General features: G+C 68.6%; 25 protein-coding genes and 1 tRNA gene. 13 read left to right on the top strand and 13 right to left on the bottom strand.

Translation table 11 applies throughout. The annotated features are described in order from the left end of the window. Nucleotides 1–209: 209 nt before the first annotated feature. Nucleotides 210–401, top strand: coding sequence for a hypothetical protein (locus tag HNR01_RS12305; RefSeq protein WP_017486368.1), 192 nt, complete (start codon nucleotides 210–212; stop codon nucleotides 399–401). A gap of 23 nt (nucleotides 402–424) precedes the next feature. On the opposite strand, the gene HNR01_RS12300 is transcribed toward HNR01_RS12305, so the two are convergent. From HNR01_RS12300 to HNR01_RS12285, 4 genes are all read right to left on the bottom strand, one after another. Further along, the gene (locus HNR01_RS12300) at nucleotides 425–1,465 is read right to left on the bottom strand and encodes a threonine aldolase family protein (protein WP_183667902.1); all 1,041 of its coding nucleotides are present in this window, start codon (nucleotides 1,463–1,465) and stop codon (nucleotides 425–427) included. A 139-nt stretch (nucleotides 1,466–1,604) separates the two neighbouring features. Beyond that, complete coding sequence (locus HNR01_RS12295) at nucleotides 1,605–3,371, bottom strand: ABC transporter ATP-binding protein (RefSeq protein WP_153873435.1); 1,767 nt, start codon at nucleotides 3,369–3,371, stop codon at nucleotides 1,605–1,607. Nucleotides 3,372–3,575: 204 nt separating this feature from the next. Beyond that, on the bottom strand, nucleotides 3,576–4,937 hold the full coding sequence (locus HNR01_RS12290; RefSeq protein WP_183667901.1) for an MFS transporter: 1,362 nt from the start codon (nucleotides 4,935–4,937) through the stop codon (nucleotides 3,576–3,578). Next, a complete protein-coding gene (locus HNR01_RS12285; protein ID WP_183667900.1) occupies nucleotides 4,934–5,572 on the bottom strand; it encodes a PRC-barrel domain-containing protein in 639 nt (212 codons plus the stop codon). The genes HNR01_RS12290 and HNR01_RS12285 overlap by 4 nt, the downstream gene beginning before the upstream one ends. Nucleotides 5,573–6,010: 438 nt before the next feature. On the opposite strand from HNR01_RS12285, the gene HNR01_RS12280 reads away from it, so the two are divergent. After that, nucleotides 6,011–6,385 (top strand): hypothetical protein, encoded by a 375-nt coding sequence (locus HNR01_RS12280; RefSeq protein ID WP_017486373.1) that lies wholly within the window; start codon nucleotides 6,011–6,013, stop codon nucleotides 6,383–6,385. A 50-nt stretch (nucleotides 6,386–6,435) separates the two neighbouring features. Here HNR01_RS12280 and HNR01_RS12275 read toward each other — a convergent pair whose 3' ends face one another. Next, nucleotides 6,436–6,876, bottom strand: coding sequence for a PRC-barrel domain-containing protein (locus HNR01_RS12275; protein WP_017486374.1), 441 nt, complete (start codon nucleotides 6,874–6,876; stop codon nucleotides 6,436–6,438). Nucleotides 6,877–7,233: 357 nt separating this feature from the next. On the opposite strand from HNR01_RS12275, the gene HNR01_RS12270 reads away from it, so the two are divergent. After that, complete coding sequence (locus tag HNR01_RS12270; RefSeq protein WP_017486375.1) at nucleotides 7,234–7,566, top strand: SWIB/MDM2 domain-containing protein; 333 nt, start codon at nucleotides 7,234–7,236, stop codon at nucleotides 7,564–7,566. 88 nt (nucleotides 7,567–7,654) lie between these two features. Here the strand turns inward: HNR01_RS12270 and HNR01_RS12265 are convergent, their stop codons facing one another. Continuing rightward, nucleotides 7,655–8,446 (bottom strand): SDR family NAD(P)-dependent oxidoreductase, encoded by a 792-nt coding sequence (locus HNR01_RS12265; RefSeq protein WP_153873439.1) that lies wholly within the window; start codon nucleotides 8,444–8,446, stop codon nucleotides 7,655–7,657. Between the two features lie 79 nt (nucleotides 8,447–8,525). Beyond that, the gene (locus HNR01_RS12260) at nucleotides 8,526–9,848 is read right to left on the bottom strand and encodes an MFS transporter (protein WP_210313209.1); all 1,323 of its coding nucleotides are present in this window, start codon (nucleotides 9,846–9,848) and stop codon (nucleotides 8,526–8,528) included. A gap of 268 nt (nucleotides 9,849–10,116) precedes the next feature. Between HNR01_RS12260 and HNR01_RS12255 the strand changes: the two genes are divergently transcribed. Both HNR01_RS12255 and HNR01_RS12250 read left to right on the top strand, forming a co-directional pair. Next, complete coding sequence (locus HNR01_RS12255; RefSeq protein ID WP_153873440.1) at nucleotides 10,117–11,127, top strand: alpha/beta hydrolase; 1,011 nt, start codon at nucleotides 10,117–10,119, stop codon at nucleotides 11,125–11,127. A 34-nt stretch (nucleotides 11,128–11,161) separates the two neighbouring features. Continuing rightward, entirely contained in the window at nucleotides 11,162–12,028 is an 867-nt protein-coding gene (locus HNR01_RS12250; RefSeq protein ID WP_183667898.1) for an NAD(P)-dependent oxidoreductase, read from the top strand. A gap of 3 nt (nucleotides 12,029–12,031) precedes the next feature. Here the strand turns inward: HNR01_RS12250 and HNR01_RS12245 are convergent, their stop codons facing one another. Next, on the bottom strand, nucleotides 12,032–12,739 hold the full coding sequence (locus tag HNR01_RS12245; protein WP_017486380.1) for a glutathione S-transferase N-terminal domain-containing protein: 708 nt from the start codon (nucleotides 12,737–12,739) through the stop codon (nucleotides 12,032–12,034). A gap of 170 nt (nucleotides 12,740–12,909) precedes the next feature. Here HNR01_RS12245 and HNR01_RS12240 point away from each other — a divergent pair, with 170 nt between their 5' ends. The 3 genes from HNR01_RS12240 to HNR01_RS12230 all read left to right on the top strand — a co-directional run bounded on the left by HNR01_RS12240 (nucleotide 12,910) and on the right by HNR01_RS12230 (nucleotide 13,605). After that, nucleotides 12,910–13,125, top strand: coding sequence for a hypothetical protein (locus HNR01_RS12240; protein ID WP_183667897.1), 216 nt, complete (start codon nucleotides 12,910–12,912; stop codon nucleotides 13,123–13,125). Between the two features lie 63 nt (nucleotides 13,126–13,188). Beyond that, nucleotides 13,189–13,265: transfer RNA gene (locus HNR01_RS12235), tRNA-Pro, on the top strand. A 28-nt stretch (nucleotides 13,266–13,293) separates the two neighbouring features. Then, nucleotides 13,294–13,605 carry an ETC complex I subunit gene (locus tag HNR01_RS12230; RefSeq protein ID WP_017486382.1) on the top strand — a complete coding sequence of 104 codons (312 nt, stop codon included), beginning with the start codon at nucleotides 13,294–13,296 and terminating at the stop codon, nucleotides 13,603–13,605. Nucleotides 13,606–13,614: 9 nt separating this feature from the next. On the opposite strand, the gene HNR01_RS12225 is transcribed toward HNR01_RS12230, so the two are convergent. The 3 genes from HNR01_RS12225 to HNR01_RS12215 form a co-directional block, all read right to left on the bottom strand. Beyond that, nucleotides 13,615–14,076 (bottom strand): nucleoside deaminase, encoded by a 462-nt coding sequence (locus HNR01_RS12225; protein WP_017486383.1) that lies wholly within the window; start codon nucleotides 14,074–14,076, stop codon nucleotides 13,615–13,617. A gap of 11 nt (nucleotides 14,077–14,087) precedes the next feature. Next, nucleotides 14,088–15,152, bottom strand: coding sequence for a spore photoproduct lyase family protein (locus HNR01_RS12220; RefSeq protein ID WP_183667896.1), 1,065 nt, complete (start codon nucleotides 15,150–15,152; stop codon nucleotides 14,088–14,090). A 183-nt stretch (nucleotides 15,153–15,335) separates the two neighbouring features. Continuing rightward, nucleotides 15,336–16,115, bottom strand: a complete 780-nt coding sequence (locus HNR01_RS12215; RefSeq protein ID WP_183667895.1) for an SHOCT domain-containing protein — start codon at nucleotides 16,113–16,115, stop codon at nucleotides 15,336–15,338. 237 nt (nucleotides 16,116–16,352) lie between these two features. On the opposite strand from HNR01_RS12215, the gene glgX reads away from it, so the two are divergent. From glgX to HNR01_RS12200, 3 genes are all read left to right on the top strand, one after another. Next, entirely contained in the window at nucleotides 16,353–18,623 is a 2,271-nt protein-coding gene (glgX, locus tag HNR01_RS12210) for a glycogen debranching protein GlgX (protein ID WP_153873603.1), read from the top strand. Nucleotides 18,624–18,792: 169 nt separating this feature from the next. Further along, nucleotides 18,793–20,388: a hybrid sensor histidine kinase/response regulator gene (locus HNR01_RS12205; RefSeq protein WP_183667894.1), complete on the top strand. Its 1,596-nt coding sequence runs from the start codon at nucleotides 18,793–18,795 to the stop codon at nucleotides 20,386–20,388. A gap of 26 nt (nucleotides 20,389–20,414) precedes the next feature. Further along, entirely contained in the window at nucleotides 20,415–20,732 is a 318-nt protein-coding gene (locus tag HNR01_RS12200; RefSeq protein ID WP_183667893.1) for a plasmid stabilization protein, read from the top strand. A 156-nt stretch (nucleotides 20,733–20,888) separates the two neighbouring features. Here HNR01_RS12200 and HNR01_RS12195 read toward each other — a convergent pair whose 3' ends face one another. Further along, nucleotides 20,889–22,100: an NADP-dependent isocitrate dehydrogenase gene (locus HNR01_RS12195; protein ID WP_017486388.1), complete on the bottom strand. Its 1,212-nt coding sequence runs from the start codon at nucleotides 22,098–22,100 to the stop codon at nucleotides 20,889–20,891. 351 nt (nucleotides 22,101–22,451) lie between these two features. Between HNR01_RS12195 and HNR01_RS12190 the strand changes: the two genes are divergently transcribed. Together HNR01_RS12190 and HNR01_RS12185 are read left to right on the top strand one after the other, a co-directional pair. Then, on the top strand, nucleotides 22,452–23,000 hold the full coding sequence (locus HNR01_RS12190) for a formaldehyde-activating enzyme (RefSeq protein WP_003597938.1): 549 nt from the start codon (nucleotides 22,452–22,454) through the stop codon (nucleotides 22,998–23,000). Nucleotides 23,001–23,108: 108 nt separating this feature from the next. Further along, nucleotides 23,109–23,846 (top strand): RNA methyltransferase, encoded by a 738-nt coding sequence (locus tag HNR01_RS12185; protein ID WP_153873445.1) that lies wholly within the window; start codon nucleotides 23,109–23,111, stop codon nucleotides 23,844–23,846. Nucleotides 23,847–23,849: 3 nt separating this feature from the next. On the opposite strand, the gene HNR01_RS12180 is transcribed toward HNR01_RS12185, so the two are convergent. Continuing rightward, nucleotides 23,850–24,188 (bottom strand): hypothetical protein, encoded by a 339-nt coding sequence (locus tag HNR01_RS12180; protein WP_183667970.1) that lies wholly within the window; start codon nucleotides 24,186–24,188, stop codon nucleotides 23,850–23,852. Between the last annotated feature and the right edge of the window lie 11 nt (nucleotides 24,189–24,199).

Genomic DNA, 24,199 nt, shown 5'->3' with positions numbered 1-24,199 from the left:
CGGCACAGGACGGCGGGCGCAGTCACGCTCCAGTGATGCGGGCGGATGGTTAAGACGGTCTCACGAAGCCTGCACCGCGCGGCGATCCTGCGGCCGAAACGAGGCAGCGAACCGTTAAGGCGCGGCGGTCCAGAGTGGCAGCGGGAACAGAGGATGGTTTCCGGACGTTAACTCAGCAAGGTCAGCTTGACCGTAAGGGAGCCACGCCGATGACCCCCGCCGCAGCCCAAGCGCGTCACCTCTCCCTCGTGCGCCTGGAACGGGCCGCCGGACAGGCCTTCGGTTACGCCGACGAGCCGGAGCCCACTCTCTCCCGGTCGTCGGTGCTGTTCTCGTCGTCGGGCTTTGCCATCGCCACGGTGGCGACGGCGCTCGCTGCCACCATCACCTACCTCGTCTGAGCCATCCCCGCTCGGCTGGCGGCTCAAGCCGCTGCCGGCATCGCGCAGAGGCGGATGTCCCGTGCCAAGGCGTCGACCCGCGCCGGGTCGGAATCCCAGGCGAACATGAAGCGGGATGCTCCGCCGATGAAGCCGTAGAACTGCCAGCCGCGGGCGCGCAGCCCCTCCTGGACCGCCGGCGGCAGGTTCAGGAACACGCCGTTGGCCTCGACCGGCGCCGCAAGTGACACGTCGGGAACATCCGCAATGCCCTGCGCCAGGCGTCGGGCGCAGTCGTTGGCGTGGCGGGCGTTGCCGAGCCAGGCCCCGCTCTCCAGCATGCCGACCCAGGGGGCCGAGAGGTAGCGCATCTTCGAGGCGAGCTGACCGGCCTGCTTGCAGCGATAGTCGAAATCCTCCGCTAGCCGCCGGTCGAAGAAGATCACCGCCTCGCCCACCGCCATGCCGTTCTTGGTCCCGCCGAAGCAGAGCACGTCGACCCCGGCCTTCCAGGTCAGCACGGCCGGGCTCGCATCGAGGGAGGCACAGGCATTGGCGAAGCGGGCGCCATCCATGTGCAGGCGCAGGCCTGCGCCACGGCAGACGGCGGAGACCGCCGCGATCTCGTCCGGCGTGTAGACACGGCCCGTCTCTGTGGCTTGGGTCAGCGTCACCGCCCGCGGCTTCGGAAAATGGATGTCGGTCCGCTTGCCCGCGATCGCCCGGACGATGTCGGGGGTGAGCTTGCCGTCCTCGGTCGCGGCGGTGAGCAGCTTCGAGCCGTTGGAGAAGAACTCCGGCGCGCCGCACTCGTCGGTCTCGATATGGGCCGAGTCGGCGCAGATCACGCTGTGGTAGGATTGGCAGAGCGAGGCCAGGGCGAGCGAGTTCGCCGCCGTGCCGTTGAAGACGAAGAAGACCTCGCAATCGGTCTCGAACAACCGGCGGAAACCATCGGCGGCGGCCTGCGTCCAGGAATCGGCGCCGTAGGCGGGGGCGTGGCCGGCATTGGCCGCCTGCATCGCGTCAAAGGCCTCCGGGCAGATCCCGGCATAGTTGTCGCTGGCGAATTGCTGCTCGGCCACGGCGGGCTCCGGCTCCGTTTCGTGAAAAGCGAAAGGCCGAGCGGTGAACGCACCGCCCGGCCTCACGATAGGATTGTCTTTCCGCCAGGCGGTTTTCGCACCCCGGCCCGCCGATCCGGCCGACGGACGGCCCCGTCTGTCAGGCCGCGGCCAGCGACATCGACATCGATTCCTTCTTCATGAGCTCGCGGTAGAAGCCGTCGAGATGGGTGAGCTTCTCCGGCGAGCCGTCCTGGACGATCTTGCCGCCCTCGAGCACGACGATCCGGTCGAAGTCCTTCAGCGTCGAGAGCCGGTGGGCGATGGCGATGACGGTGCGCCCCTTCATCAGGTTGGCCAGCGCGGCGCGGATCGCCTCCTCGGACTCGGCGTCCAGCGCCGAGGTCGCCTCGTCGAGGAGCAGGATCGGTGAATCCTTGAGGATCGCACGGGCGATGGCGATGCGCTGACGCTGGCCGCCCGAGAGCTTCACGCCGCGGTCGCCGACGATGGTATCGAAGCCTTCCGGCAGGGCCTGGATGAAGTCGGTGCAGTGCGCCGCCTCGGCGGCCTTCCAGACCTCCTCGTCGGTAGCGTCGGGCCGGCCGTAGCGGATGTTCTCGCGCAAGCTGCGGTGGAACATCGAGACGTCCTGCGGAACCACCGTGATGGCCTCGCGCAAGCTCTCCTGCGTGACCCGGTTGATATCCTGGCCGTTGATCAGGATGCGCCCGCCCTGCACCTCGTAGAAGCGCTGGATCAGCGAGAACAGGGTCGACTTGCCGCCGCCCGATTTGCCGACGAGGCCGACCGTCTGGCCCGCGGGGATCAGCAGGTCGAAATCGGAGAACACGGTGCGGCCGTCGGGATAGCTGAAGGCCACGTGGTCGAAATGCATCTCGGCACCGGTCTGGCCGACGAGTTTTTCCGCCTCCGGGTGATCCACGAGTTCGTGCGGCTGCAGCAGGGTGTGCAGGGCCTCAGACAGGCGAGCGGTGTGCTGGGTCGCGTCCACCAGCGCCACGGCGAGGTCGCGGGTCGCGGCGAGGATGCGGATGCCGAGGGTGCAAACCAGCACGACCTGACCCGTGGTCGCCTGACCGGCCTCCCACATCTTGATCGACCAGTAGAGCAGGCCGAGGATCGACAGCACGGTGAGGATGGCGTGGGTGATGCGCAGCTTCTCGAGGTAGAGAAGCGAGGAGCGGCGGGCCCGCATCTCGGTGCCGATGGTGCCGTCGAAGCGCACGAACTCGCGGTTGAAGGCGGAGAAGGCGCGCACCAGCGGCATGTTACCGACGAGATCGACCATCTCGCCGTCGACGCTGGCCGCCTTGGCGGCGAAGTCGTGGTGCAGCGGCTTGCCGGCGGACGCCATCTTGAACATCAAGAGCACGACCGCGGCGAAGATGCCGGCGAGCACGAGCGCCATCGTGATGTTCACGGTGCCGATGTAGATGATCGACAGCGTGGCCGCCACGCAGGGCGGCATCACGTTGAACGTGAACATGTTCTCGACGGTGAAGATCGCGTTCGAAGTCGCGGTGATGCGCGAGGCCAGCGTGCCCGGCTGCCGGTCGGCGAAGAACGATGGCGCGTGGCCGGTCATGTGGCGGAAGAGATCGCGGCGGATGTCACCGGTGACGCCGACGAAGGTGAAGGCGCCGACCAGCGCCGCCACGCGCCAGAGCATGTTGTCGGCGGCGATGAACGCGATCAGCACCGCGAGCGCGGTCCAGACCTGACCCGCGCCCGGGCCCTTGCCGAGGGCGTCGACCACGCCCTTCAGCGCGTAGTCGGTCGAAACCGAGAAGGTCACGGCGCCGAGCACGGAGAACAGGATCACCAGGTGCGGGATGATCCGGCGCTTGAGGTAGCGCCCGACAAAGGCCCCCGGTCTGTTGGCGTATTGGCAGAGATCTTCCATCGCGATCGTCAGTCCCGATTCGATCAGACCCGCTGGGCGCCGATTGTGGCTGGAGGGCGCGCGAAACGCCCTTTAACCGCAACGCGAAGCGTCGCCTTATGTTTCAAGCGCGCGCAGCTTTCCGCCGGATAGCGGAACGAAGCTGAACCGAACTTGAGCGGATGTGCGGCGCAAAACGATTCCAACCGCGTCGGCCGGCGCAGGTCAAGCCGGCTCGCGCGCGTCGTCCTCGTCCCGCTGGCGGGTCTCCGGCATGATCAGCAGGACGAGCGCGAGGCCGACGGCACCGACGACTGCGAGTCCCATGAACGCCGTCTGGCTTCCGAGTTCGTCCGCCATGAAGCCGGCCAGGGCCGTCGACAGCGCGGCACCGATGCCCATGCCGGTGCCCACGGCGCCGAGGGCGGTGTTGAACCGTCCTGTGCCCCGGGTGACGTCGGAGACGATCAACGGAACCATCACGCCGAGGACCGAAGCCGAGATGCCGTCGAAGACCTGGATCGCGACCATCCAGTAAGGGTCGCTCACGAAGGCGAAGAGCAGCCCGCGCACGGGGAGCGCCGCGAAGCCGAGCACGAGCAGCGGCTTGCGGCCCCAGCTCTGGGCGAGACGCCCGACGAAGGGGGCGGTGAGGGCGAGCACCGCCTGAGGCACCATGATGCAGGCGGCCACCAGCGCCGTCGCGGTCTCGCTGGCGCGCAGCGTCATGACGCTACCGACGAGGGGCAGCATCGCCGCGTTGGCCAGGAAGAACAGCACCATACAGGCGGCGAAGCACAAGAGCGCCCGGTTCTTCAGGAGCACCGCGACGCCGCCGGCCTCCCGCAGCTCCGGCTCTCGGGCGGCGGCACGGGGCCTAGCCGCCTCCGCGGCGCGGGCCGACGGAATGAACGACAGCGACACCAACGCCGGGATCACCAGCAGGCCGGCGAGATAGAACACCGCGTTGTTCGAGAGATAGTAGCCGATCGCGCCCATCCCGGCGGCGCCGAGCGCGTTGCCGATGGCCGAGAAGCTGGCATTGCGGCCCAGCCGCTCACCCGCCCGGGCGTGGCCGACGAGACCGATGGAGATCGCGGCGATCGCCGGCGTCAGCACGCAGCTCGCCGCCGAGTGGATCGCCATGGCGAGCATGACGACGAGATAGGTGGGAAGCGCGGCGAGCATGACCGCGCTCGCCCCGACCCAGAAGGCCGAGAAGCCGGCGGCGAAGCGCTTCGAGCGGGAGGCATCGACGAAGGCACCGCCGGGCATCTGCCCGAGCAGGCTCACGAGGCTGCCGACGGTCAGCGCGAGGCCGATATCCGACTGGGTCCACTTCTGCTGGGTGAAATAGACCGCGAGAAACGGCCCGAAACCGGTCTGCAGGTTGGCGATGAAGAAGGTGAACGCGTCGAGGCCGTAGGTCGCGCGGCGCGACGGCTCGGCCGGGCCGAACGCGGACTCGCTCGGGCGGGCCGCGCGGCGGAGCGGACGAGCACCGCCCCGCTCGCGGTTGTCGCTACGATGCGTGTCGCGCTCGCGCGCCGGATACGCGCGCCGTTCCGTCACCGGGGATGCCGTCATTTGTCCGGCGTCTTCTCCTGCGGCCGGTCAGGGGCCTTGTCGGACGGGGCGGCCGCCTTCTCGGCCGCGGCAGAGGCGTCGCCCTCCGGCGCCTGGACGGCGGCACCGGGGCTCGTGGCACCGAGCACGACGATGGGCTCGCCGGCCTTGTACTCGGGCGAGACCCGAACCTGATTGCGGTTGAGCTGCAGCGTGAGCCGGCCGACCTTCCCCTCGGTGGTGAATTTGAGAACGCGCCAATCCACGGCGATCTTGCGCGAGCCGACGCCGAGGAAGCCGCCGAAGTCGATCACCGCGGCGCGGGGACGTCCATCGCGGTCGATGATCACGTCGATGATGCGGCCGAGATCGTCGCCGTTCATCGCGCGCACGCTCTTTCCGAGCAGGCTCTCGTAATCCTGGGTATCGAGCACGACCGCCGGGGTACCGCCGCCCTGGGATGGCGGCGCGCCACCGATGGCGGGGGCCGCAGGCGCAGCCGGCGCCGTGGTCGGGGGGGCCGCGGCGGGCGGCGAGGCCGGTGCGGCAGGCGGCGAAGCCTCGCCGGCGGCGCCGGTGGAGCCATCGGCCGCCAGGGCCGCCGTAGCGAAGAGGACGATCGCCGGTGCCACGATCGGCCGGATCAGTCTATGCACCCCTATACCTCTCGACAGTCTGCAGGATCCGCATGCCGGCTGCGACGAACCGGCCGCTCACCGGACGGTATGGGGCGGGCGGACGGGTCGTCCATGCCCGACAACCACGGCGAAGTTGTGGATGGCCGGATCCATCGACCCGGTCGATCCCCTCCCATCACGATTGAACGCCCGCGACCGGGGCTCGTGACGGTCGCCTGCCATGAGGGCCCGGCATGTCACGACGCCGAGCAACCTCGATGCCAGTCCACCGCAACCGATCGAACAGGCGCAGCCACCGTCTGGTTTTCGCCCAAACCCTGCCTTAGACGGATGCAGGAGATCTTAACGTTGCCGACCCCTGGCCGCGCTCTCGCCCAAGCTCCTGGCCGGGCTTTGTCCGCGCCTGAGCCTGCCGAGTCTGCGGCCCGGGTCGGCCGGTACGAGGACGAGACACCCATGCTACATCCGTCGAGACTGTGCGCCGCGGCGCTTCTTGCGGCGAGCCTCGGCGGCTGCCAGGCACTCGGCGGCGGCGGCGGCGTCATGCCGGAGACCGATATCGGCCCCCCGCCCTCCGCCCGCGGCACCCTGCCGGGCCGCCCGCTGCGCAGCGCCCAGACCGATGACGACGGTCGCCCGGTCGCGGCCATGCCGACTCGTTCCCTTGAACTGCCGAAGAACATCCGAGGCCAGACCCGCACGGCCGACGAAGGCCCGCGCCGGATCCGCCGGGAGGAGATCGACGGCGAGCCCACGACGCGGACCAGCTCCGGCGGTCTCGCGCCCCAGATGGGATCGGGCGGAAGCGTCGGCCTCGGCGGCAAGTTCTAGAGAACCCGTCCGCCGATCAGGCGGCTCGCACCGGACGAAGCATCGGCGGCTCAGGCCGTCGGCGCCTTCCGCCCGCCCCAATGGTCGTCGAGGCGCCCGCCGAAGCCCGGATCGGAGAACGGATCCTCGCCCGGCCGGTGCGTCGGCGCACCTTCGAGATCGGCGGGATCGATGTCGACCACGTATCCGCCGAGCTCGACCGAATAGGTCAGCGCGTTCCAAGGGAGCGGATGGTAGGCCTCGCCGAACCCGAGAAACCCGCCGAAGGACAGCACCGCGTAGGCGACCTGTCCCGACACCTTGTCGACCATGAAGTTGTGGACGGTGCCCAGGTGGCGACCGGTTCCGTCATAGACCGGGGTGCCCTCGACCTTGTCCGAGGCGATCAGCCGGGGGGTCTCGTCGGTCGCCACGCCCTCACCGGACGTCGGGTCCAGTTCGAGCGTTCCCGGCTTTCGATAGGCCCGCTCCGCGGGCAGATCCGTCGGCATCCACGTCTCCGAAATCTCAGGACCGTCCCCGCCCGGTTCCGAAAAGGCCCGTGAACCAGGGTGTTGCTTGAATGCGGCGCGGCGGGCACGGTTCCAATCAGAGGCTCAAGGCAGGGCAGCGCGGTGGTGCGAGATCGGCCCATGGGACGCGCCCGATCCGTGCAAAAAATCCCTCGGGTGACGGATTGGGCTGCGGAAAGGTCCGCTGATCTGTGGATGGACGGTGCAGCGGTGCCGTTCTCCACTTGGAACGGGCGCGGCACCGCTTAGTTGTTGCTCCCTAGTGCCCCCATGCCCTCGGGGATCTCCCGAGGGCTCGGGTCACGAATCTGCCGGTCCGCAGGACGGAGGGAAACCATGGCTACCAAGACGACGGAGAAGAAGGCGGCTGCGCCCAAGAGTGCCCCGAAGAAGGAGACCGCCACCAAGGCTGCCTCCGGCACCAAGCCCAACGCGCTTCAGCAGCCCCTGAAGCCGTCTCCCGAACTCGCCGCCATCGTCGGCGACAAGCCCCTGCCGCGCGGCGAGGTGGTCAGCAAGGTGTGGGAGCACATCAAGAAGCACAACCTCCAGAACCCGGAGAACAAGCGCGAGATCGTCGCCGACGACAAGCTCAAGAAGATCTTCGGCAAGGACAAGTGCTCGATGTTCGAGATGAACAAGCATCTCGCCGCGCATCTGAAGTCCTGATCGCGGAGAACCGTTCGCGGGCCGTCCTTCGGAGTACGGATCCGGTCAGACCGGTCCGTACATCCGGTGGGCTCGGGAGCGGTGGGTCTCAGGCGATGCCGCGCAGGACACCGCCATCGACCCGCAGGGCCGCCCCCGTGGTGGCGCTCGCGGCGGGCGTGCAGAGATAGGCTACCATGTTGGCCACTTCCTCCGGCTGCGCGAGGCGCTTGAGGAGGGAGGTCGGCCGGTTCTCGGCGATGAAGGCACGGCCCTTGGCCTCGAGGTCGCCGTCCCCTGCGCCCATCGATTCCAGAAAGTCCGCCACGCCCTCGGTCATGGTCGGACCGGGTAGGACGCTGTTGACGGTGACGCCGCTGCCCCCCACCGTCTCCGCCAGGCCGCGGGCGACGGCGAGCTGGGCCGTCTTCGTCATGCCGTAATGGACCATCTCCGGCGGGATGTTGATCCCAGACTCGCTGGCAATGAAGACGATCCTCCCCCAGCCGCGCTCGACCATGCCGGGGCCGTAGGCGCGCGCGAGGCGGATGCCGCTCATTACGTTGACCTCGAAGAAGTGGCGCCACTCGGCATCCGCGATCTCGAAGAACGGCTTCGGCTCGAAGATGCCGGCATTGTTGACGAGGATGTCGACCCGCGGCAGGGCGGCGACGAGTTCGGCCGCGCCCTCCTCTGTGCCGACATCGCCGATGCCGGCGATGAATTCGCCCCCCGGCACCTCGCCGCGCAGGCGTGCGATCGCCGCGTTCACCCGCTCGCCGGTGCGGCCGTTGACGGCGACGTAGGCGCCGAGCCGGCCGAGTTCGCGGGCGACGGCGTAGCCGATGCCGCCGGTCGAGCCGGTGACGAGGGCGCTGCGGCCCTTCAGGTCGATGTCCATCCTCCACCTCCGCTCACCACGATCCTCCAAGCCGAAGGACAACGCATGACCCGGTGGGTCGATGCCCGGGTGTCGGATGTCACGGCGCCGCCCGCCGCAGGCCGCTCGCCAGCGCCCCGGCCAGCGCCAGGGCGACGGCGCACCAGAGGGTCGCGGCGAAGGCACCCACCGGCCCGCCCGAGATCAGGCCGAACAGCACGGCGACCAGCGCCGCCCCGACCGACTGGCCGACGAGACGGGCGCTCGCCTGCATGCCGCTGGCGCCGCCGCTGCGCTCCCGCGGGGCGCTGGTGATGATGACCTTGTTGTTCGGCGACTGGAACAATCCGAAGCCGATCCCCGACAGCGTCAGGCGCCAGACCAGGTCGAGGGTCGAGGGCGCCTCCGGCAGAAGGGCGAGGGAGGCCATGCCGGCGGCCAGGAGGACGAGGCCGACGCTGCCGAGACGTCCCGGTGGAACGCGGTCGGCGAGCCGGCCGGCGAAGGGCGACATCGCCGCGATGGCGAGCGGCCAAGGCGTCATCAGCAAGCCGGTGCGGGTCTCGGAAAAGCCCAGCCCGTCATGGAAGTAGAAGGGCAGGGCGACGTAGGCGATCATCTGCGCCGCGAACGAGCAGACCGAGGCCACCATCGACAGGGCGAAGGCCGGGATTCGCAGGAGATCGAGCGGCAGGAGCGGCACCGCGAGCCGGATCTGGCTGCGCACGAAGACGATGCCGACCGCGACCGACACCGCGAGCGCCGCCGCGGCGAGCCCGCGCGTGCCGGGATCGGCGAGGCCGTCGAGGCCGACGATGAGCAGACCGATGGTGAGGGCGTTGAGGCCGGCACTGCGCAGGTCGAACCGGCGCGCGGAGCGGGGTGTGTGCGGCAGGGTGCGGGCTCCGACCATCAGCGCCCCGAGCCCGACCGGCAGGTTGACGAGGAACAGCCACGGCCAGGACGCGACCGCGAGAATCGCGGCGGCGACAGTCGGCCCGGCGGCGGCGGCCACCGCGACGATGAGCGCCACATTGCCGACCCCGCGCCCGATCAGCCGGTGCGGGTAGATGAAGCGCACGAGCGCGATGTTGACGCTCATGATCCCGGCTGCGCCAAGCCCCTGGGCGACCCGAGCGGCGGTGAGGCTCGCGAGGTTCGGCGAGATGGCGCAGGCCAGCGAGGCTGCGGTGAAGAGGGCAAGACCGCTCAGATAGACCCGACGATAGCCCCAGATCTCGCCGAGCGTCGCCAGGGGCAGCAGGGCGGCGGTGACCGCGATCTGGTAGGCGCTGACGATGAAGATCGCGTCCGAGGCCGGCACGTCGAGGTCGCGGGCGATCACCGGCAGGGCGACGTTGACGATCGCACCGTCGAGCACAGCCATCGCGATGGCGAGCGCCATGGCCGAGAGCGCCAGCATCCGCTCCCGCAGCGGCAGCCCGTCGCCGCCGGCCTCTCCCGTTTTTCGTGCCGTCACCGTCCACCATCCGGAGCTTGCAGGCTGCCGATCCGCCCTATCTGTCCCTCACCGGACGGGGCGCTGAGCCTCGGCACCGGCACGCCGTTGGGGTAGAGCCCGAAATGACCGATCAGCGACGCCGAGTCGTCCGAGCCCGCGGCGCCGCGCTCAAGTTTCGTGTGTCTGTATCGTCTTTTCCTGAATGCCGGCCACCGGAGACGAAGTGTCTATGCGTGCCCACCCCTTCCTCGCGCTCCTTCTCACGCCGCTCTTGACGCTGACGCCGGTCGCCGCGCGTGCTCAGGAACAGACGCCGCTCGGCATCGGCCTCGAAGGCTTCGCCTATCCCTTTCCGGTGCGATTCCTGCCGCTGACGCGCGACGGCGAAGCGCAGCGCCTCGCCTACATGGATGTTCCGGCCGCCGAGAACGCCAACGGCCGCACGGTGCTGCTGCTGCACGGGCGCAACTTTCCTTCGAGCTACTGGGAGCCGGTGATCCGCGCCCTCTCGAACGCGGGCTACCGCGTGGTGGTCCCGGACCAGCTCGGCTTCGGCAAGTCCTCCAAGCCGGTGGGCGCCTTCACCTTCGACCGGATGGCCGCCGACACGATCGCGCTCGCCGACAGCCTCAAGATCTCCCGCTTCGACGTGGTGGCCCATTCGATGGGCGGCATGCTCGCGGTCCGGCTCGCGCGAAGCTATCCGCAGCGGGTCAACAGCCTCGTGTTGGAGGCGCCGATCGGGCTCGAGGATTACCGCTTCACCGTGCCTCCGGTCCCCGACGAGACGCTGCTCGCCCGCGAGGGCGATCTCAGCGCCGACGCCTATCGCAAGCAGCTGATGACGAGCTACGCGCTCTCGATCCCCGCCTCGGCGATCGAGCCGTTCGTGTCGATCCGCGAGCGGGTGAAGGGCTCGGGCGAGTATCCGCGCTGGCTCAAGTCCTTCGTGAACTCCTACCAGATGATCTGGGGCCAGCCGGTGGTCCATGAGATCCCTCTGGTGAAGGCGCCGACCCTGTTCATCATGGGCGCCAACGACCACAACGCCCCCGGCAAGGGCTTCGCACCGGCCGAGATGCGCTCCGGCATGGGTGACAATACGGGGCACGCCCGTGCCCTCGCCGGCCGGATGCCGAACGGCAAGGCCGAAGTGATCAACAATGTCGGCCACCTCGTCCACATGGAGGCGACCGAGATGTTCAACGCGCTGACGCTCGAATTCATCAACACGCATTGAGCGGGCCGCGCTGGATCGAGATCGGGAGAGAGCGATGGATGTCGGTTTCATCGGGCTCGGCCGCATGGGCCGGGCCATGGCGGCGCGGCTCGTCGCGGCGGGGCACCGGGTACGGGTCTGGAACCGCTCGCCGGAAGCGGCGCGGGCAGTCGAGGGCGCCGAGCCCGTGGCGAGCGCCGCCGAGGCCTTTTCCGGGGATGCCGCGATCACCATGCTCGCCGACGACGCGGCCCTGCGCGCCGTGACCATCGAGGGCGGGCTGCTCGATTCCGGCCAGCGGCCGGGTGTGCATGTCGGCATGTCGACGATCTCGGTGGCGCTCGCCAAGGAACTGGCGGCGGTCCACGGACGCGCGGGCGTGCCCTACGTCTCCGCCCCGGTCTTCGGCCGGCCGGACGCGGCTTCGAACGGCGCGCTCAACATCATCGCCGCGGGTGACGATGCGGCGATCGCGCGGGTGCAGCCGCTGTTCGACGCCATGGGCAGCAAGACCTGGCGCTTCGGCGCGGAGCCTGAGCGGGCCAACGCCGTGAAGCTCGCGGGCAACTTCATGCTGGTCTCGGCCATCGAGGCGATGGGGGAGGCAGCCGCCTTCGCCGAGGGGCACGGCATCGCGGGCGCCGACGTGCTGGAGATGCTCACCAGCACCCTGTTCGCCTCGCCGGTCTACAAGAACTACGGCGCGATGATCATGGCGGGCCGCTACGAGCCGCCGGGCTTCACCATCCGGCTCGGGCTCAAGGATGTCCGCCTCGCGCTGGCTGCGGGCGAGGCGGTCAACGTGCCGATGCCCTTCGCCAGCGTGCTGCGCGACAACCTCCTCGACGCCATCGCCCACGGCGACGGCGACAAGGATTTTGCCAGTCTTGCCACGGTGGCCGCCCGGCGCAGCGGGCGGTAGGTCTCAGCGATTGGTGTTCGACGCGGTCTGGCCGAACATCACCCGCTTGGCGTCCTCGCTCATCGGCTGGCCGTGGTTCGGGTTGACCTCGGCCGCGCGCGCGTAGGCCGCCTTGGTGGCGGGGCGATCCGCGATCGCCTCGAACCAGCGCTTCAGGTTCGGATGATCGTCGAGCCGCTGACCCTGCTTCTCCCACGGCACGATCCAGGGATAGGCGGCCATGTCGGCGATGGTGTAGCCGGCGCCGGCGACGAATTCGCGGTCGGCGAGCCGCCGGTCGAGCACGCCGTAGAGCCGGTTCGTCTCCTTCACGTAGCGGTCGATGGCGTAGGGAATTTTCTCGGGCGCGTATTGCGAGAAATGATGATTCTGGCCGAGCATCGGCCCGAGGCCGCCCATCTGCCAGAACAGCCATTGCAGGGTCTCGGCCCGGCCGCGGAGGTCGGCGGGGAGGAAGCGCCCGGTCTTCTCGGCGAGATAGAGCAGGATCGCGCCCGACTCGAACAGCGAGACCGGCCCGCCCCCATCCGCAGGAGCCTGATCGACGATGGCCGGCATGCGGTTGTTCGGTGCGATTTTCAGGAAGGACGGCTCGAACTGGGCGCCCTTGCCGATATCCACAGGGTGGATGGTGTAGGGGAGGCCGGCCTCCTCCAGGAACATCGTCACCTTGTGGCCGTTCGGGGTCGGCCAGTAGTACAGATCGATCATTGTTACGCCTCGTCTCCGCGCCCGCACCGGCGGGCCCTCCGACTTGCGGCGAAGTGGGTTCGTCGAGCGATCCGATCAAGCCGCGGTCGGGACGGGGCTATGCGTCCGCTCGCGGAGGATGTCCTTTACCTTTCCCGTGCTTTGCTGCCGAGACGCACGAAGGACGGTTCATGGTCTCGGCAGTCTCCACGAGTTCGGCGGCCCTGAGCGCGGCGCTGCAGCGCTTCGACGGAGCGGCCGCCCGCGCCGTTTCGCCTCGATCCGCCGCCGAGCCGGTCACGGCCGTCACTGATCTGGCCTCGGCCTCGTTCGGCGTTTCCGTGAACACGGCGGTGCTGAAATCCTCGATTGAGTCCGAGAAGCGCGTCCTCGACATCCTCGTCTGACGGCCCTTACGCCCGGTGGCGCCTTGCCGGCCGGGAGCCGAGGCGGTATCTCCGTCGCAGCGTCGGGGTGTAGCGCAGTCTGGTAGCGCATCTGCTTTGGGAGCAGAGGGTCGTAGGTTCGAATCCTATCGCCCCGACCATACCTTCCCCGGAGACGTCAGCCGTCCGATGCCGAGCGCCCGCATCTACCGTCCCGCCAAGGATCCCACGCAGTCCGGGCTCGCCCGCACCAAGCAATGGGTGCTGGAGTTCGACCAGACCGAACCCCGCGAGACCGATCCGCTGATGGGCTGGACCGGCTCCTCCGACATGCTGCAGCAGGTGCGGCTCGAATTCGACACCTCCGAGGAGGCAGTGGCCTACGCCAAGTCGGCGGGCATCGCCTACCGGGTCGAGGAGACGCCGCCGCCGATCGCGCGCAAGGGCCTGTCCTACTCGGACAACTTCAAGTTCAACCGTACCGCGCCCTGGACCCACTGAGTCCAGACCTCACGGCCCCTTCCGCTCTGCCCAGGCGCGGTAGGGGCTCGGCTGATCGGGAAGCGGTTGGTGGCGCACCTGCATCGGCTGCTCTTCGAGCGGCCGGCACAGCTCGGCGTAGATCCCGGCGCTGAGCAACCCTTCCGCTTCGGCTTCCTCGGCGGTGAAGGCGAAGTAGCCCTGTTTCACCCCGGCGAGCCGCATCGCCGCGTGACACATCGGACAGGGCCGCCCGCTGGCGTAGACGATGCAATCGTCGAGCTTGGGCCGGCCGAGCCGCTGACTCGCCGCGCGGATCGCCACCATCTCGGCGTGGTCGCTCGGATCGTTGGTGGCGTGGATGCGGTTGGCCGCCCGCGCCACGACCTCGCCCTCCCGCACGATGACCGCACCGTAGGGGCGGCCGCCCTCGGCGACGTTGGCGAGGGCCAGTTCGGTCGCCTCGCGCAGATACTTCTCGTGATCCGGCATTCGTCTCCTCCTCAGAACGCGTAACGGACCCGGCAATAGGGCATCCGCTCGGCGAGCAGCGCCCTGAACCGGGCGAGCCATTTTCCCTTCCAGCCGGTGCGGTAGCGCAGGTTCTCGCCGCCGCCCTCGGACCGCTTCGACTCCTGGATGTCCGGCCGCCAGAGCAGATCCTCGGCTTTGGGGTGCCAGCCGAGATTGACCGCGTGCAGGCCGGCATTGTGGGTCAGCATGATGATCTCGCAGGCGAGCTGGGCTTTGGCCGCCTCCGAGATCGTGCCGTCGATCGCGTCGAACAGGGCCGCCCAATCCGCCTCCCAACCCTCGTAGAGGATGACGGGCGAGAAATTGACGTGCACCTCGTAGCCGGCCCTCAGGAAGTCGTCGATCGCGGCGATCCGCTCGGGAATCGGCGCGGTGCGGACATCGACGATGCGGGCGATCCGGGCCGGCATCAGAGAGAAGCGGATACGGGTGCGCCCCTGCGGATCGTAGGCGAGGAGATCCCGGTTCACGGCCTTGGTCGCGAACGAGCCCTTGGCGTTGGGCAGCCCGCGAAACAGCGCGACGAGATCGCGGACGTTGTCGCAGATCATCGCATCGACGGAGAGGTCGCCGTTCTCGCCGAGATCGTAGACCCAGGCCTCGGGGTCGATCTGGTCGGGCTCGGGCAGCGCACCCTGCTTGCCCGCGTGGCGGGCGATCGCCGCACAGACCGCCTCGACGTTCACGAACAGCGAGATCGGGTTCGAGAAGCCCTTGCGGCGTGGCACGTAGCAATAGGAACAGGACATGGCGCAGCCGTTCGAGGTGGAGGGCGCGATGAAGTGGGCGGAGCGGCCGTTGGGCCGCATCGCGAGTCCCTTCTTCACGCCGAGCACCAGCGTCGAGCGCTTGATCCGCACCCAATCCTCGACCGAGCCTTCGTTCCCGTGCAGCTCCGGGATATTCCAGTGCGAGGGGACCTCGATCCGCTCCGCGTTCGGGTAGCGGGCCAGGATCTCCCGCCCGCGTGGGAAATCGGCGACCGCGGGTTCGTGGAAGATGCGGTCGATGTCGATGAGGTCGCGCGGGGCCATGTCCCGGATCTAGGGCGGCCGCCGCGCGCCGCCGGGGCCTGCGGCGACAGGCCCGCGCCGGAGGATCGGCGGCCACCGGGGCGGATCCCGCCATCGCGAGCGAATGCGGGGCGATCCAGCGGCGCGCTCCCTCAGTATCGGCCGAGCCCGGGACGGTCGCGCCTTGCCATGACGCAGAGGGCTTCAGAGCCGCGCCAGCAGCTCCGCCTTCTTGCTCGAAAATTCCGCGTCGGTCAGCACGCCCTTCTTGTGCAGTTCGGCCAGCCGTTCGAGGATGGAGAGCACGTCGGTGGAGCCTGAGCCCGATGCGACCGCCCCCTGCCGATGGATGGCGGGCTCGGGTGCGCCCGGACGGCCCGCAAAGGCGGACGAAGATACGGCCGACGACGCCGACGAGCCCGCGCCCGTCGGTGCCGACGGCTTCGATGCCGCCTCCGGCTCGACCGGCGTCAGATCCTCCAGCGAAAAACTCCCCTGCGGGCCGCTGAAGCGCAGCGATGAGGTCCCGCCCTGCTGCTGGCTCGCGCCGGTGACGATGCGCTCGGCGGTGTCGTAGAGGGCGAGCCGCCCATTCGTCTCGACGGCGAGCCGCCGTTTCTCGGGGAAGAAAGCGTAGCGCATCCCGTTCTGCGCCCCCGCGCTCGACGGGAGGCCGAGGCTGTCCGGCCACCAGTTCCCCGAGGCCTCCTCGCGTAAGCCGGAGAGCGGAAGGGCCGCGGCGAGTTCGGTGCAGAGGGCGTCGACCCGCGCCTTCAGGGCGTGGTCGTTCATGGAGCCGACCATCACCATGCCGCCGCGCGACCACTGGCCGAAGCCGCCGAGATCGGGATGGTCGAACTGGGCCATATTGCCCTGACCCGATTGGAGGGCCCTCAGGAGGTGGCGCACCGCCTCAAGACTCACGCCGTGCCGTTCGGCCAGGGATTGAAGGCCGGTGGGCCGGCGTTCGGGGTCTTCGGTCATCGGCGATTGTCCCTCACGGACCTGTCCATTCCGATCGATGGAGCGCGTTGCAACGCCAGCCTCCAACGCGAGTTTCGTCCAAGGCTACCATATCGGCCGACCACAGCCGCTGCAGCGCGCAGCGGATCGGGAAAAATTTGCTGCGCCGCGTCAGCCGGCACGGAGCTTCGCGGTTCCGTGAACGTTCAGAGTCCGGCCGGACCCGCGGGGGCCGCCACCAGCGAGAATGGGACGACGATGGCCGATACCGAGAGCAACGGGATGCCGAAGCCGCGCACGTCGCGCACGCGAATTCGCGAAGGCTCGCCGCATCCCCGCGGTGCGACCTGGGACGGCCGCGGCGTCAACTTCGCCCTGTTCTCGGCCCATGCCACCAAGGTCGAGCTGTGCCTGTTCGACGACGAGGGCAAGAACGAGATCGAGCGCATCGAGTTGCCGGAATATACCGACGAGGTCTGGCACGGCTATCTGCCGGATGCGCGCCCCGGCACGATCTACGGCTACCGCGTTCACGGCCCCTACGAGCCGGAGGCCGGCCACCGCTTCAACCCCAACAAGCTGCTGATCGACCCCTACGCCAAGGGCCTCGTCGGCACCATCGAGTGGAATCCGGCGCTGTTCGGCTATCAGATGGAGACCGGGGACGACCTCACCTTCGACGAGCGCGACTCCGCCCCCTATACCCGCCGCTCCCGCGTGATCGACCCGGCCTTCACCTGGGGCCGCGATGCCAAGCCCCGCGTGCCGTGGGAGCGCACCATCGTCTACGAGACCCACGTCAAGGGCTTCACCAAGCTACACCCGGCGGTGCCGGAGAAGCTGCGCGGCACCTATGCCGGCATGGGGCACCCGGCGGTGCTCGACTACATCAAGAGCCTCGGCATCACCTCGGTCGAGTTGCTGCCGGTCCATTCCTTCGTTCAGGACGACTACCTGCAGCAGAAGGGCCTGATCAACTACTGGGGCTACAACACCATCTCGTTCTTCACGCCCGCCCGGCGCTACGCCGCCGTGCCGGATTTCGCCTTCTCCGAGTTCAAGGAGATGGTGGCGCGGATGCATGGCGCCGGCCTCGAGGTGATTCTCGACGTGGTCTACAACCACACGGCGGAGGGCAACGAGAAGGGGCCGACGCTCTCGTTCAAGGGCGTCGACAACGCCTCCTACTACCGGCTGCTGCCGAACCAGCCGCGCTACTACATCAACGACACCGGCACGGGGAACACCTTCAACCTCTCGCATCCCCGCGTGCTGCAGCTCGTCACCGACAGCCTGCGCTACTGGGCGACCGAGATGCGGGTCGACGGCTTCCGCTTCGATCTCGCCACCATCCTCGGCCGCGAGCCCTACGGCTTCGACGAGGGCGGCGGCTTCCTCGACACCTGCCGCCAGGACCCGGTGCTCAACGACGTCAAGCTCATCGCCGAGCCGTGGGATTGCGGCCCCGGCGGTTATCAGGTCGGCGGCTTCCCGCCGGGCTGGGCCGAGTGGAACGACCGGTTCCGCGACGACGTGCGCGGCTACTGGAAGGGCGATGCCGGACTGCTGCCGGGGCTCGCCTCGCGCATCACGGCCTCGGCCGACAAGTTCAACAAGCGCGGGCGCCGGCCCTGGGCCTCGGTGAACTTCATCACCGCGCATGACGGCTTCACGCTCAACGACACGGTCTCCTACAACGAGAAGCACAACGAGGCGAACGGCGAGGGCAACCGCGATGGGCACGGCCACAACCTGTCCTACAATTACGGCGTCGAGGGCCCGACCGACGATCCCGAAATCCGCTCGGTGCGCCTGCGCCAGATGCGCAATATGCTGGCCACCCTCTTCCTGTCGAAGGGGACGCCGATGCTGCTGGCCGGCGACGAGTTCGCCCGCACGCAGCTGGGCAACAACAACGCCTACTGCCAGGACAACGAGGTCTCCTGGGTCGATTGGGGCGCCATCGGCGAGGAGGAGCGCGATCTCGCCGAGTTCACGCAGCGCCTGATCCTGCTGCGCAATGCCCTGCCGATGCTCTCGCGCGGCCGCTTCGTGACGGGCGCCTACGACGAGGAGTTCGGCGTCAAGGACGTGACCTGGCTCACGCCCGCCGGCACCGAGATGAGCCCGGAGAACTGGAACGACGGCAATTCGCGCACGCTGGCCGTGCTGCTCGACGGGCGCGCCCAGGCGAGCGGAATCCACAAGCGCGGCGGCGATGCGACGCTGCTCCTGTTCTACAACGCCTATCACGACGTGGTCGACTTCACCTTCCCCGAGGCGCCCGGCGGCACCGCCTGGACGCGGCTGCTCGACACCAACCTGCCGGACAGCCAGGAGATCGAGAGCTTCGCCGTGGGCGAGAGCTACTCGGTCACGGGCCGCTCGATGCTGATGTTCGTGCTCAAGCCGATCGAGAGCGAGAGCGAGGAGCACAGCGACATGGAGCGCTCCTACCAGTACGTGATGCAGGCCTTCGAGCGGGCGAACGTCGAGAGCGTGAGCTTCGGCATCGACGAGGAGGTCTGACGCCGGGGGAGGGGCCACCCTGTGCGGGCGGTCTCTCCCACCCTAGACTTTGCATCGTCTTTCTGCCGAGGCTGAGGCTCATCGTTCGGCTCGACGCTCTACTCTGCAGCAGTGAGGAGGCGGCGGCGACGCCGGTGGCCTCGACCATCACGCCACGCCGCGGGTCCGCATGATCGACATCCCCGAGAAAAGACCCCACGGCGACCATCCGAGCGTCGAGGCCGGTGCGGCCGGGCACGAGTTCGACCCCGGCAGCGGCATCTTCTTCGCGGCCGTCTCCATGACCCGTATGCCGATGGTGGTGGTCGACCCCAACAAGGACGACCACCCGATCGTTTTCGTGAACCAAGCCTTCCTGGAGATGACGGGCTACGCAAGGGAGGAGGTGATCGGCCGCAATTGCCGCTTCCTCCAGGGCCCCGAGACCGATCCGGCGACCCGGGCGCAGGTGCGCGAGGCCGTCGCAGCCCGCCGCGACATCGCCACCGAGATCCTGAACTACCGCAAGGACGGCTCGCCCTTCTGGAACGCGCTGTTCGTGAGCCCGGTCTACAACGCGGCCGGCGACCTTGTGTACTTCTTCGGCTCGCAGCTCGACATCACCCGCCGCCGGATCGCCGAGGACTCGCTGCGTCAGGCGCAGAAGATGGAGGCGATCGGGCAACTGACCGGGGGCATCGCCCACGACTTCAACAACCTGCTCCAGGTCATCCTGGGCTACGCCGACTCGCTCGCGACCAATCTCGAGCGGCCGGATGCCGACCCGGGTCGCATGGGGCGCGCCGTCGGCAACATCCGCGAGGCGGCGGAGCGGGCTTCGACGCTGACGCAGCAATTGCTCGCCTTTGCCCGCAAGCAGCGTCTCGTCGGGCGAACCCTCAACCTCAACGACCTCGTCTCCGAGATGAAGGAGCTTGCGGCGCGCACGCTGGGCGACGCGGTGACGATCGAGACCGATCTCGCCCCCGATCTCCGCACCTGCCGGATCGATCGGACCCAGGCCGAAGTCGCCCTGCTCAACGTGCTCATCAATGCCCGCGATGCGATGCCGGACGGCGGACGCGTGACGATCACGACCCGCAACGAGGACACCGGCCGCCCCGACGGTATGGGCCGCCTCGTCAGCGTCGCAGTGACCGATACCGGCTCCGGCATCCCCTCGGATATGCTCGCGCGGGTGATGGATCCGTTCTTCACCACGAAGGAGGAGGGCAAGGGCACGGGGCTCGGGCTGTCGATGGTCTACGGCTTCGCCAAGCAATCGGGCGGCTTCGCGCAGATCGAGTCGGTGATGGGGGAGGGGACGACCGTGCGTCTGTCCTTTCCGGCGACCGAGGAAGGGGACGAGCCGAGCCAGGAGCCGCCCTCGGCCGAGGAGCGGCCGGGCACGGAGACGATCCTGATCGTGGACGATCGCCCCGACGTCGCCGAACTCGCCCGGGGGATCCTGCGCGATTACGGCTACGGCACCCTGATGGCCCGCCACGGCCGCGAGGCCCTGGAGATCCTGGGGGACCACCCGGAAATCGACCTGCTCTTCTCCGACCTGATCATGCCGGGCGGCATGGACGGCCTGTCGCTCGCCCGCGAGGCGCACCACCGCCACCCCGCTCTCAGGATCTTGCTCACCACGGGCTACGCCGAGGCCAGCCTGGAGCGAACCGGCATCGAGCGTCCGGAGTTCGATATTCTGAACAAGCCGTACCGCCGCGCCGAGTTGATCCGGCGCGTGCGGGCGGCCCTCGACGCGCCGATCCGAACCTGACCGGCGCGGCATATCGGGAGAGCAGCATGGCTCAGGGCGACAAGTCGAAATACACCGACAAGCAGATCCGCAAGGCGGAGCACATCGCAGAATCCTACGAGGCGCGCGGCGTGCCCGAGAAGGAAGCCGAATCCCGCGCCTGGGCGACGGTGAACAAGGACGATGGCGGCGGCAAGAAGCCCGGCGGCTCGGGCCGCGGTCGCTCCACCGGCCACCCCGCCGCCCACAAGGGCGGTCGCGCCGGAGGCACGGCATCGGCCTCGCGCACCAAGGAGCAACGCTCGGCTTCCGCGAAAAAGGCGGCGGAGACCCGCAAGCGGAACGCGGCGAAGAAGGCGGGGTGAGAGAGGACGCGGAGCCTTCCCCCTCTACCGGGGGAGGGTGCCTCGCGGAGGCGAGGCGGGAGAGGGGGGACGCCTCCCGAAGCGGCGCTTCCCCCTCACCCGACCCGTTTCACGGGCCGAACCTCTCCCGCAGAGGGGAGAGGGGTTTTCCCAACCTCACGCCATCGCCGCCTTCAGGTTCTCATCGACCTTGTCGAGGAAGCCGTTGGTGGTGAGCCACTTCTGGTCCGGGCCGACGAGCAGGGCGAGGTCCTTCGTCATGTGGCCGGCCTCGACGGTGTCGACGCAGACCTTCTCCAGCGTCGAGGCGAACTTCGCGAGGTCGGCATTGCCGTCGAGCTTGGCCCGGTGGGCGAGGCCTCGGGTCCAGGCGAAGATCGAAGCGATCGAGTTGGTCGAGGTCGCCTTGCCCTTCTGGTGCTCGCGGTAGTGGCGCGTTACGGTGCCGTGGGCGGCCTCGGCCTCGACCGTCTGGCCGTCCGGCGTCATCAGCACCGAGGTCATCAGGCCGAGCGAGCCGAAGCCCTGCGCGGCGGTGTCCGACTGCACGTCGCCGTCGTAGTTCTTGCAGGCCCAGACATAGCCGCCGGACCACTTGAGGCACGAAGCCACCATGTCGTCGATCAGGCGGTGCTCGTAGGTCAGGCCCAGCGACTGGAACTTCGACTTGAACTCCTCGTCGAACACCTTCTGGAACAGGTCCTTGAACCGGCCGTCATAGGTCTTGAGGATGGTGTTCTTGGTCGACAGATAGACCGGATATTTGCGCGCGAGACCGTAGTTGAACGACGCTCGGGCGAAATCGATGATCGACTGGTCGAGGTTGTACATCGACATCGCGACGCCGGCGTCGGGGAACTTGAACACTTCCTTCTCGATGACCGTGCCGTCGTCACCTTCGAACTTGATGGTGAGGCGGCCCTTGCCGGGCACCTTGAAGTCGGTGGCGCGGTACTGGTCGCCGTAGGCGTGGCGGCCGATGACGAAGGGCTGGGTCCAGCCGGGCACGAGGCGCGGCACGTTCGAGCAGATGATCGGCTCGCGGAAGATCACGCCGCCGAGGATGTTGCGGATCGTGCCGTTGGGCGAGCGCCACATCTCCTTGAGCTTGAACTCTTCGACGCGGGCCTCGTCCGGCGTGATGGTGGCGCATTTCACGCCGACGCCGTGGCGCTTGATCGCCTCGGCCGCATCGATCGTCACCTGATCGTTGGTGGCGTCGCGGTGCTCGACGCCGAGGTCGTAATAGTCGAGGTCGAGATCGAGGTAGGGGTGGATGAGCTTGTTCTTGATCTCCGCCCAGATGATCCGGGTCATCTCGTCGCCGTCGAGCTCGACGACCGGATTGGCCACCTTGATCTTCGCCATGTCGGTCCCTCGATTGCCCGGTGCCGCGCGCCCGGCCGATTGCCCGTCGCCCGTCTTCCCCGGATCCCTGTCGCCGCCCCTATAACGCAGCGCACCAAGGCGACAAAGCCGGGCTCGAAGTGGCGGTTTCGGATGTGCGAAACTGTTACTCGCCCTGCGAAACGGTAGCAGCCCTCGCGGGCGATATTCGAGCCAGATCGAGACCGGTCATCCGCCGGCTCGCCGCCAAGGCGATGTCGCTCCAGCACAAGAGCGCACGCCACGGCCGCGCTAAGCGGCCTGGACAAACCCGGCCGCCGCTGCGACGACCCGCGCGTCACCGACACGGCCGATCACGAGGAAGGACACACCATGAGCGATCGCATCATTCTGCGCGCCGGCGAGGCCCTCGTCGCGGGCGGCCCCCCCAACACGGCGAGCGAGCCCGAGGTCATCATCGGTGAGCTCGACGGGCCCGTCGGCACCGCGCTCGCCACGCTCACCGGCGATCAGGTCGTCGGCCACAGCCGCGTCTTCGCGCTCCTGAACACCGACATCATGGTCCGCCCGGTGACCTTGTGCGTCTCCAAGGTGAGCGTGACCGAGAACAAGTACACCTCGATCCTGATGGGCACGGTGCAGTACGCCATCGCCAACGGCGTCCTCGATGCGGTGCGGGCCGGCTACATCCCCAAGGAGAAGGCCAACGATCTCGGCATCATCTGCTCGGTCTGGCTCAGCCCCGGCGTGATCCAGGCCGAGAGCGTCGATCACAAGGCGCTGTTCGAGATCCAGCGCAAGGGCATGACCGAGGCGATCCGCAAGGCCATGACGAACGAGCCCTCGATCGACTGGCTGCTCGAGAACCAGGACAAGATCGTCCACAAGTACTACCAGATGGGCCTCGACGGTAAGATCTGAGGTTTTGGAGGGTTCGCGCCGCCGGTTTCGCCGGTGGCGCGGGCCCGATCGATCATCGGCGACGCTGGGCCGATTGAGACGGCGACCGAAGCGTGCGAGAGGGCGGCCATGAGCGCCCCCGTCGTCATCCTGGTCGAGCCGCAACTGGCCGAGAATATCGGCATGACCGCCCGCGCCATGGCGAATTTCGGCCTGTCCGAGCTGCGCCTCGTCGCGCCGAAGAACGGCTGGCCGAAGAAGGGCGTGCGGGAGGCGGCCTCCGGCGCCACGCACGTGCTGGACGGTGCCAAGGTCTACGCCACGCTGGCCGAGGCGATCGCCGACCTGCACCACGTGCTCGCCACCACCGCCCGGGAACGCGGGCAGATGAAGCGGGTCTTCGCTCCCGAGGAGGCGATGACGGCGGTCGCCGAGCGGATCGGGCGCGGCGAGCGGGTCGGGCTGATGTTCGGGCGCGAGCGGGTGGGCCTCACCAACGACGAGGTGTCGCTGGCCGATGCCATCGTCACCTTCCCGGTCACGGACGCGTTTCCCTCGCTCAATCTCGCCCAGGCCGTGCTGCTGATGGGCTACGAGTGGCGCCGCGCCGCCGGTCTCGCCACGCGACGCTTCTCCGGCGAGATGCTCTCGCCGCCGGCCACCCGCGAGGCGCTGCTCTCGTTGTTCGCGAGCCTGGAGGAGACCCTCGCGGGCGCCGGCTTCTACCCGCCGGAGAAGCAGGAGATCATTGCCCGCAACATGCGCGACATGCTCCACCGTATGGCGATGACGGAGCAAGATGTGCGCACCTTCCGCGGCGCGCTGCGGGCGCTGAACCGCCGCGGCCCGAAGGCGGACGAGCCGTAGGAGCTACCGCTTCACGAGGCCGAAGCGCGTCAGGCAGACGTGCTTGGCCAGCGAGGCCGGCCCGATCGGCATGGCCGGCGTCGTCCCGTAGGGCTCGCCGGTCGCCGTGTCCTCGGGCGCCCGGAAGGCGCCTCGAACGTAGCGCGTCTCGCAATCGTCGAACTTGTTGCAGACCGCGAGCTTGGTGCAGATCGTCCGGCCCGCCCGTTCGTAGATGTAATAGGTCGCCCCGGAATAGGGAGGCCGGGGAAAGGACTCGGTTCGCACCGTCGTGACGTCCTGCGCGCTCGCCGCCGCCGACAACAGCACCGGGAGCAGCCCCCATCCCACCGCCGCGCGCATCATCCGCTCCT

It is taken from the genome of Methylorubrum rhodesianum, assembly GCF_014199985.1.
Lineage (GTDB): Bacteria > Pseudomonadota > Alphaproteobacteria > Rhizobiales > Beijerinckiaceae > Methylobacterium > Methylobacterium rhodesianum.
Note: the sequence above shows the minus strand (reverse complement) of the source record. Positions and strands in the feature narration are given on the sequence as shown.

Excerpts from the sequence above, each read along its gene's own strand:
- HNR01_RS12305 (WP_017486368.1), top strand. The coding sequence starts at position 210 with ATGACCCCCGCCGCAGCCCAAGCGCGTCACCTCTCCCTCGTGCGCCTG.
- HNR01_RS12295 (WP_153873435.1), bottom strand. The coding sequence starts at position 3,371 with ATGGAAGATCTCTGCCAATACGCCAACAGACCGGGGGCCTTTGTCGGG.
- HNR01_RS12290 (WP_183667901.1), bottom strand. The coding sequence starts at position 4,937 with ATGACGGCATCCCCGGTGACGGAACGGCGCGCGTATCCGGCGCGCGAG.
- HNR01_RS12280 (WP_017486373.1), top strand. The coding sequence starts at position 6,011 with ATGCTACATCCGTCGAGACTGTGCGCCGCGGCGCTTCTTGCGGCGAGC.
- HNR01_RS12275 (WP_017486374.1), bottom strand. The coding sequence starts at position 6,876 with ATGCCGACGGATCTGCCCGCGGAGCGGGCCTATCGAAAGCCGGGAACG.
- HNR01_RS12270 (WP_017486375.1), top strand. The coding sequence starts at position 7,234 with ATGGCTACCAAGACGACGGAGAAGAAGGCGGCTGCGCCCAAGAGTGCC.
- HNR01_RS12265 (WP_153873439.1), bottom strand. The coding sequence starts at position 8,446 with ATGGACATCGACCTGAAGGGCCGCAGCGCCCTCGTCACCGGCTCGACC.
- HNR01_RS12260 (WP_210313209.1), bottom strand. The coding sequence starts at position 9,848 with ATGCTGGCGCTCTCGGCCATGGCGCTCGCCATCGCGATGGCTGTGCTC.
- HNR01_RS12255 (WP_153873440.1), top strand. The coding sequence starts at position 10,117 with ATGCGTGCCCACCCCTTCCTCGCGCTCCTTCTCACGCCGCTCTTGACG.
- HNR01_RS12250 (WP_183667898.1), top strand. The coding sequence starts at position 11,162 with ATGGATGTCGGTTTCATCGGGCTCGGCCGCATGGGCCGGGCCATGGCG.
- HNR01_RS12245 (WP_017486380.1), bottom strand. The coding sequence starts at position 12,739 with ATGATCGATCTGTACTACTGGCCGACCCCGAACGGCCACAAGGTGACG.
- HNR01_RS12240 (WP_183667897.1), top strand. The coding sequence starts at position 12,910 with ATGGTCTCGGCAGTCTCCACGAGTTCGGCGGCCCTGAGCGCGGCGCTG.
- HNR01_RS12230 (WP_017486382.1), top strand. The coding sequence starts at position 13,294 with ATGCCGAGCGCCCGCATCTACCGTCCCGCCAAGGATCCCACGCAGTCC.
- HNR01_RS12225 (WP_017486383.1), bottom strand. The coding sequence starts at position 14,076 with ATGCCGGATCACGAGAAGTATCTGCGCGAGGCGACCGAACTGGCCCTC.
- HNR01_RS12220 (WP_183667896.1), bottom strand. The coding sequence starts at position 15,152 with ATGGCCCCGCGCGACCTCATCGACATCGACCGCATCTTCCACGAACCC.
- HNR01_RS12215 (WP_183667895.1), bottom strand. The coding sequence starts at position 16,115 with ATGACCGAAGACCCCGAACGCCGGCCCACCGGCCTTCAATCCCTGGCC.
- glgX (WP_153873603.1), top strand. The coding sequence starts at position 16,353 with ATGGCCGATACCGAGAGCAACGGGATGCCGAAGCCGCGCACGTCGCGC.
- HNR01_RS12205 (WP_183667894.1), top strand. The coding sequence starts at position 18,793 with ATGATCGACATCCCCGAGAAAAGACCCCACGGCGACCATCCGAGCGTC.
- HNR01_RS12200 (WP_183667893.1), top strand. The coding sequence starts at position 20,415 with ATGGCTCAGGGCGACAAGTCGAAATACACCGACAAGCAGATCCGCAAG.
- HNR01_RS12195 (WP_017486388.1), bottom strand. The coding sequence starts at position 22,100 with ATGGCGAAGATCAAGGTGGCCAATCCGGTCGTCGAGCTCGACGGCGAC.
- HNR01_RS12190 (WP_003597938.1), top strand. The coding sequence starts at position 22,452 with ATGAGCGATCGCATCATTCTGCGCGCCGGCGAGGCCCTCGTCGCGGGC.
- HNR01_RS12185 (WP_153873445.1), top strand. The coding sequence starts at position 23,109 with ATGAGCGCCCCCGTCGTCATCCTGGTCGAGCCGCAACTGGCCGAGAAT.
- HNR01_RS12180 (WP_183667970.1), bottom strand. The coding sequence starts at position 24,188 with ATGCGCGCGGCGGTGGGATGGGGGCTGCTCCCGGTGCTGTTGTCGGCG.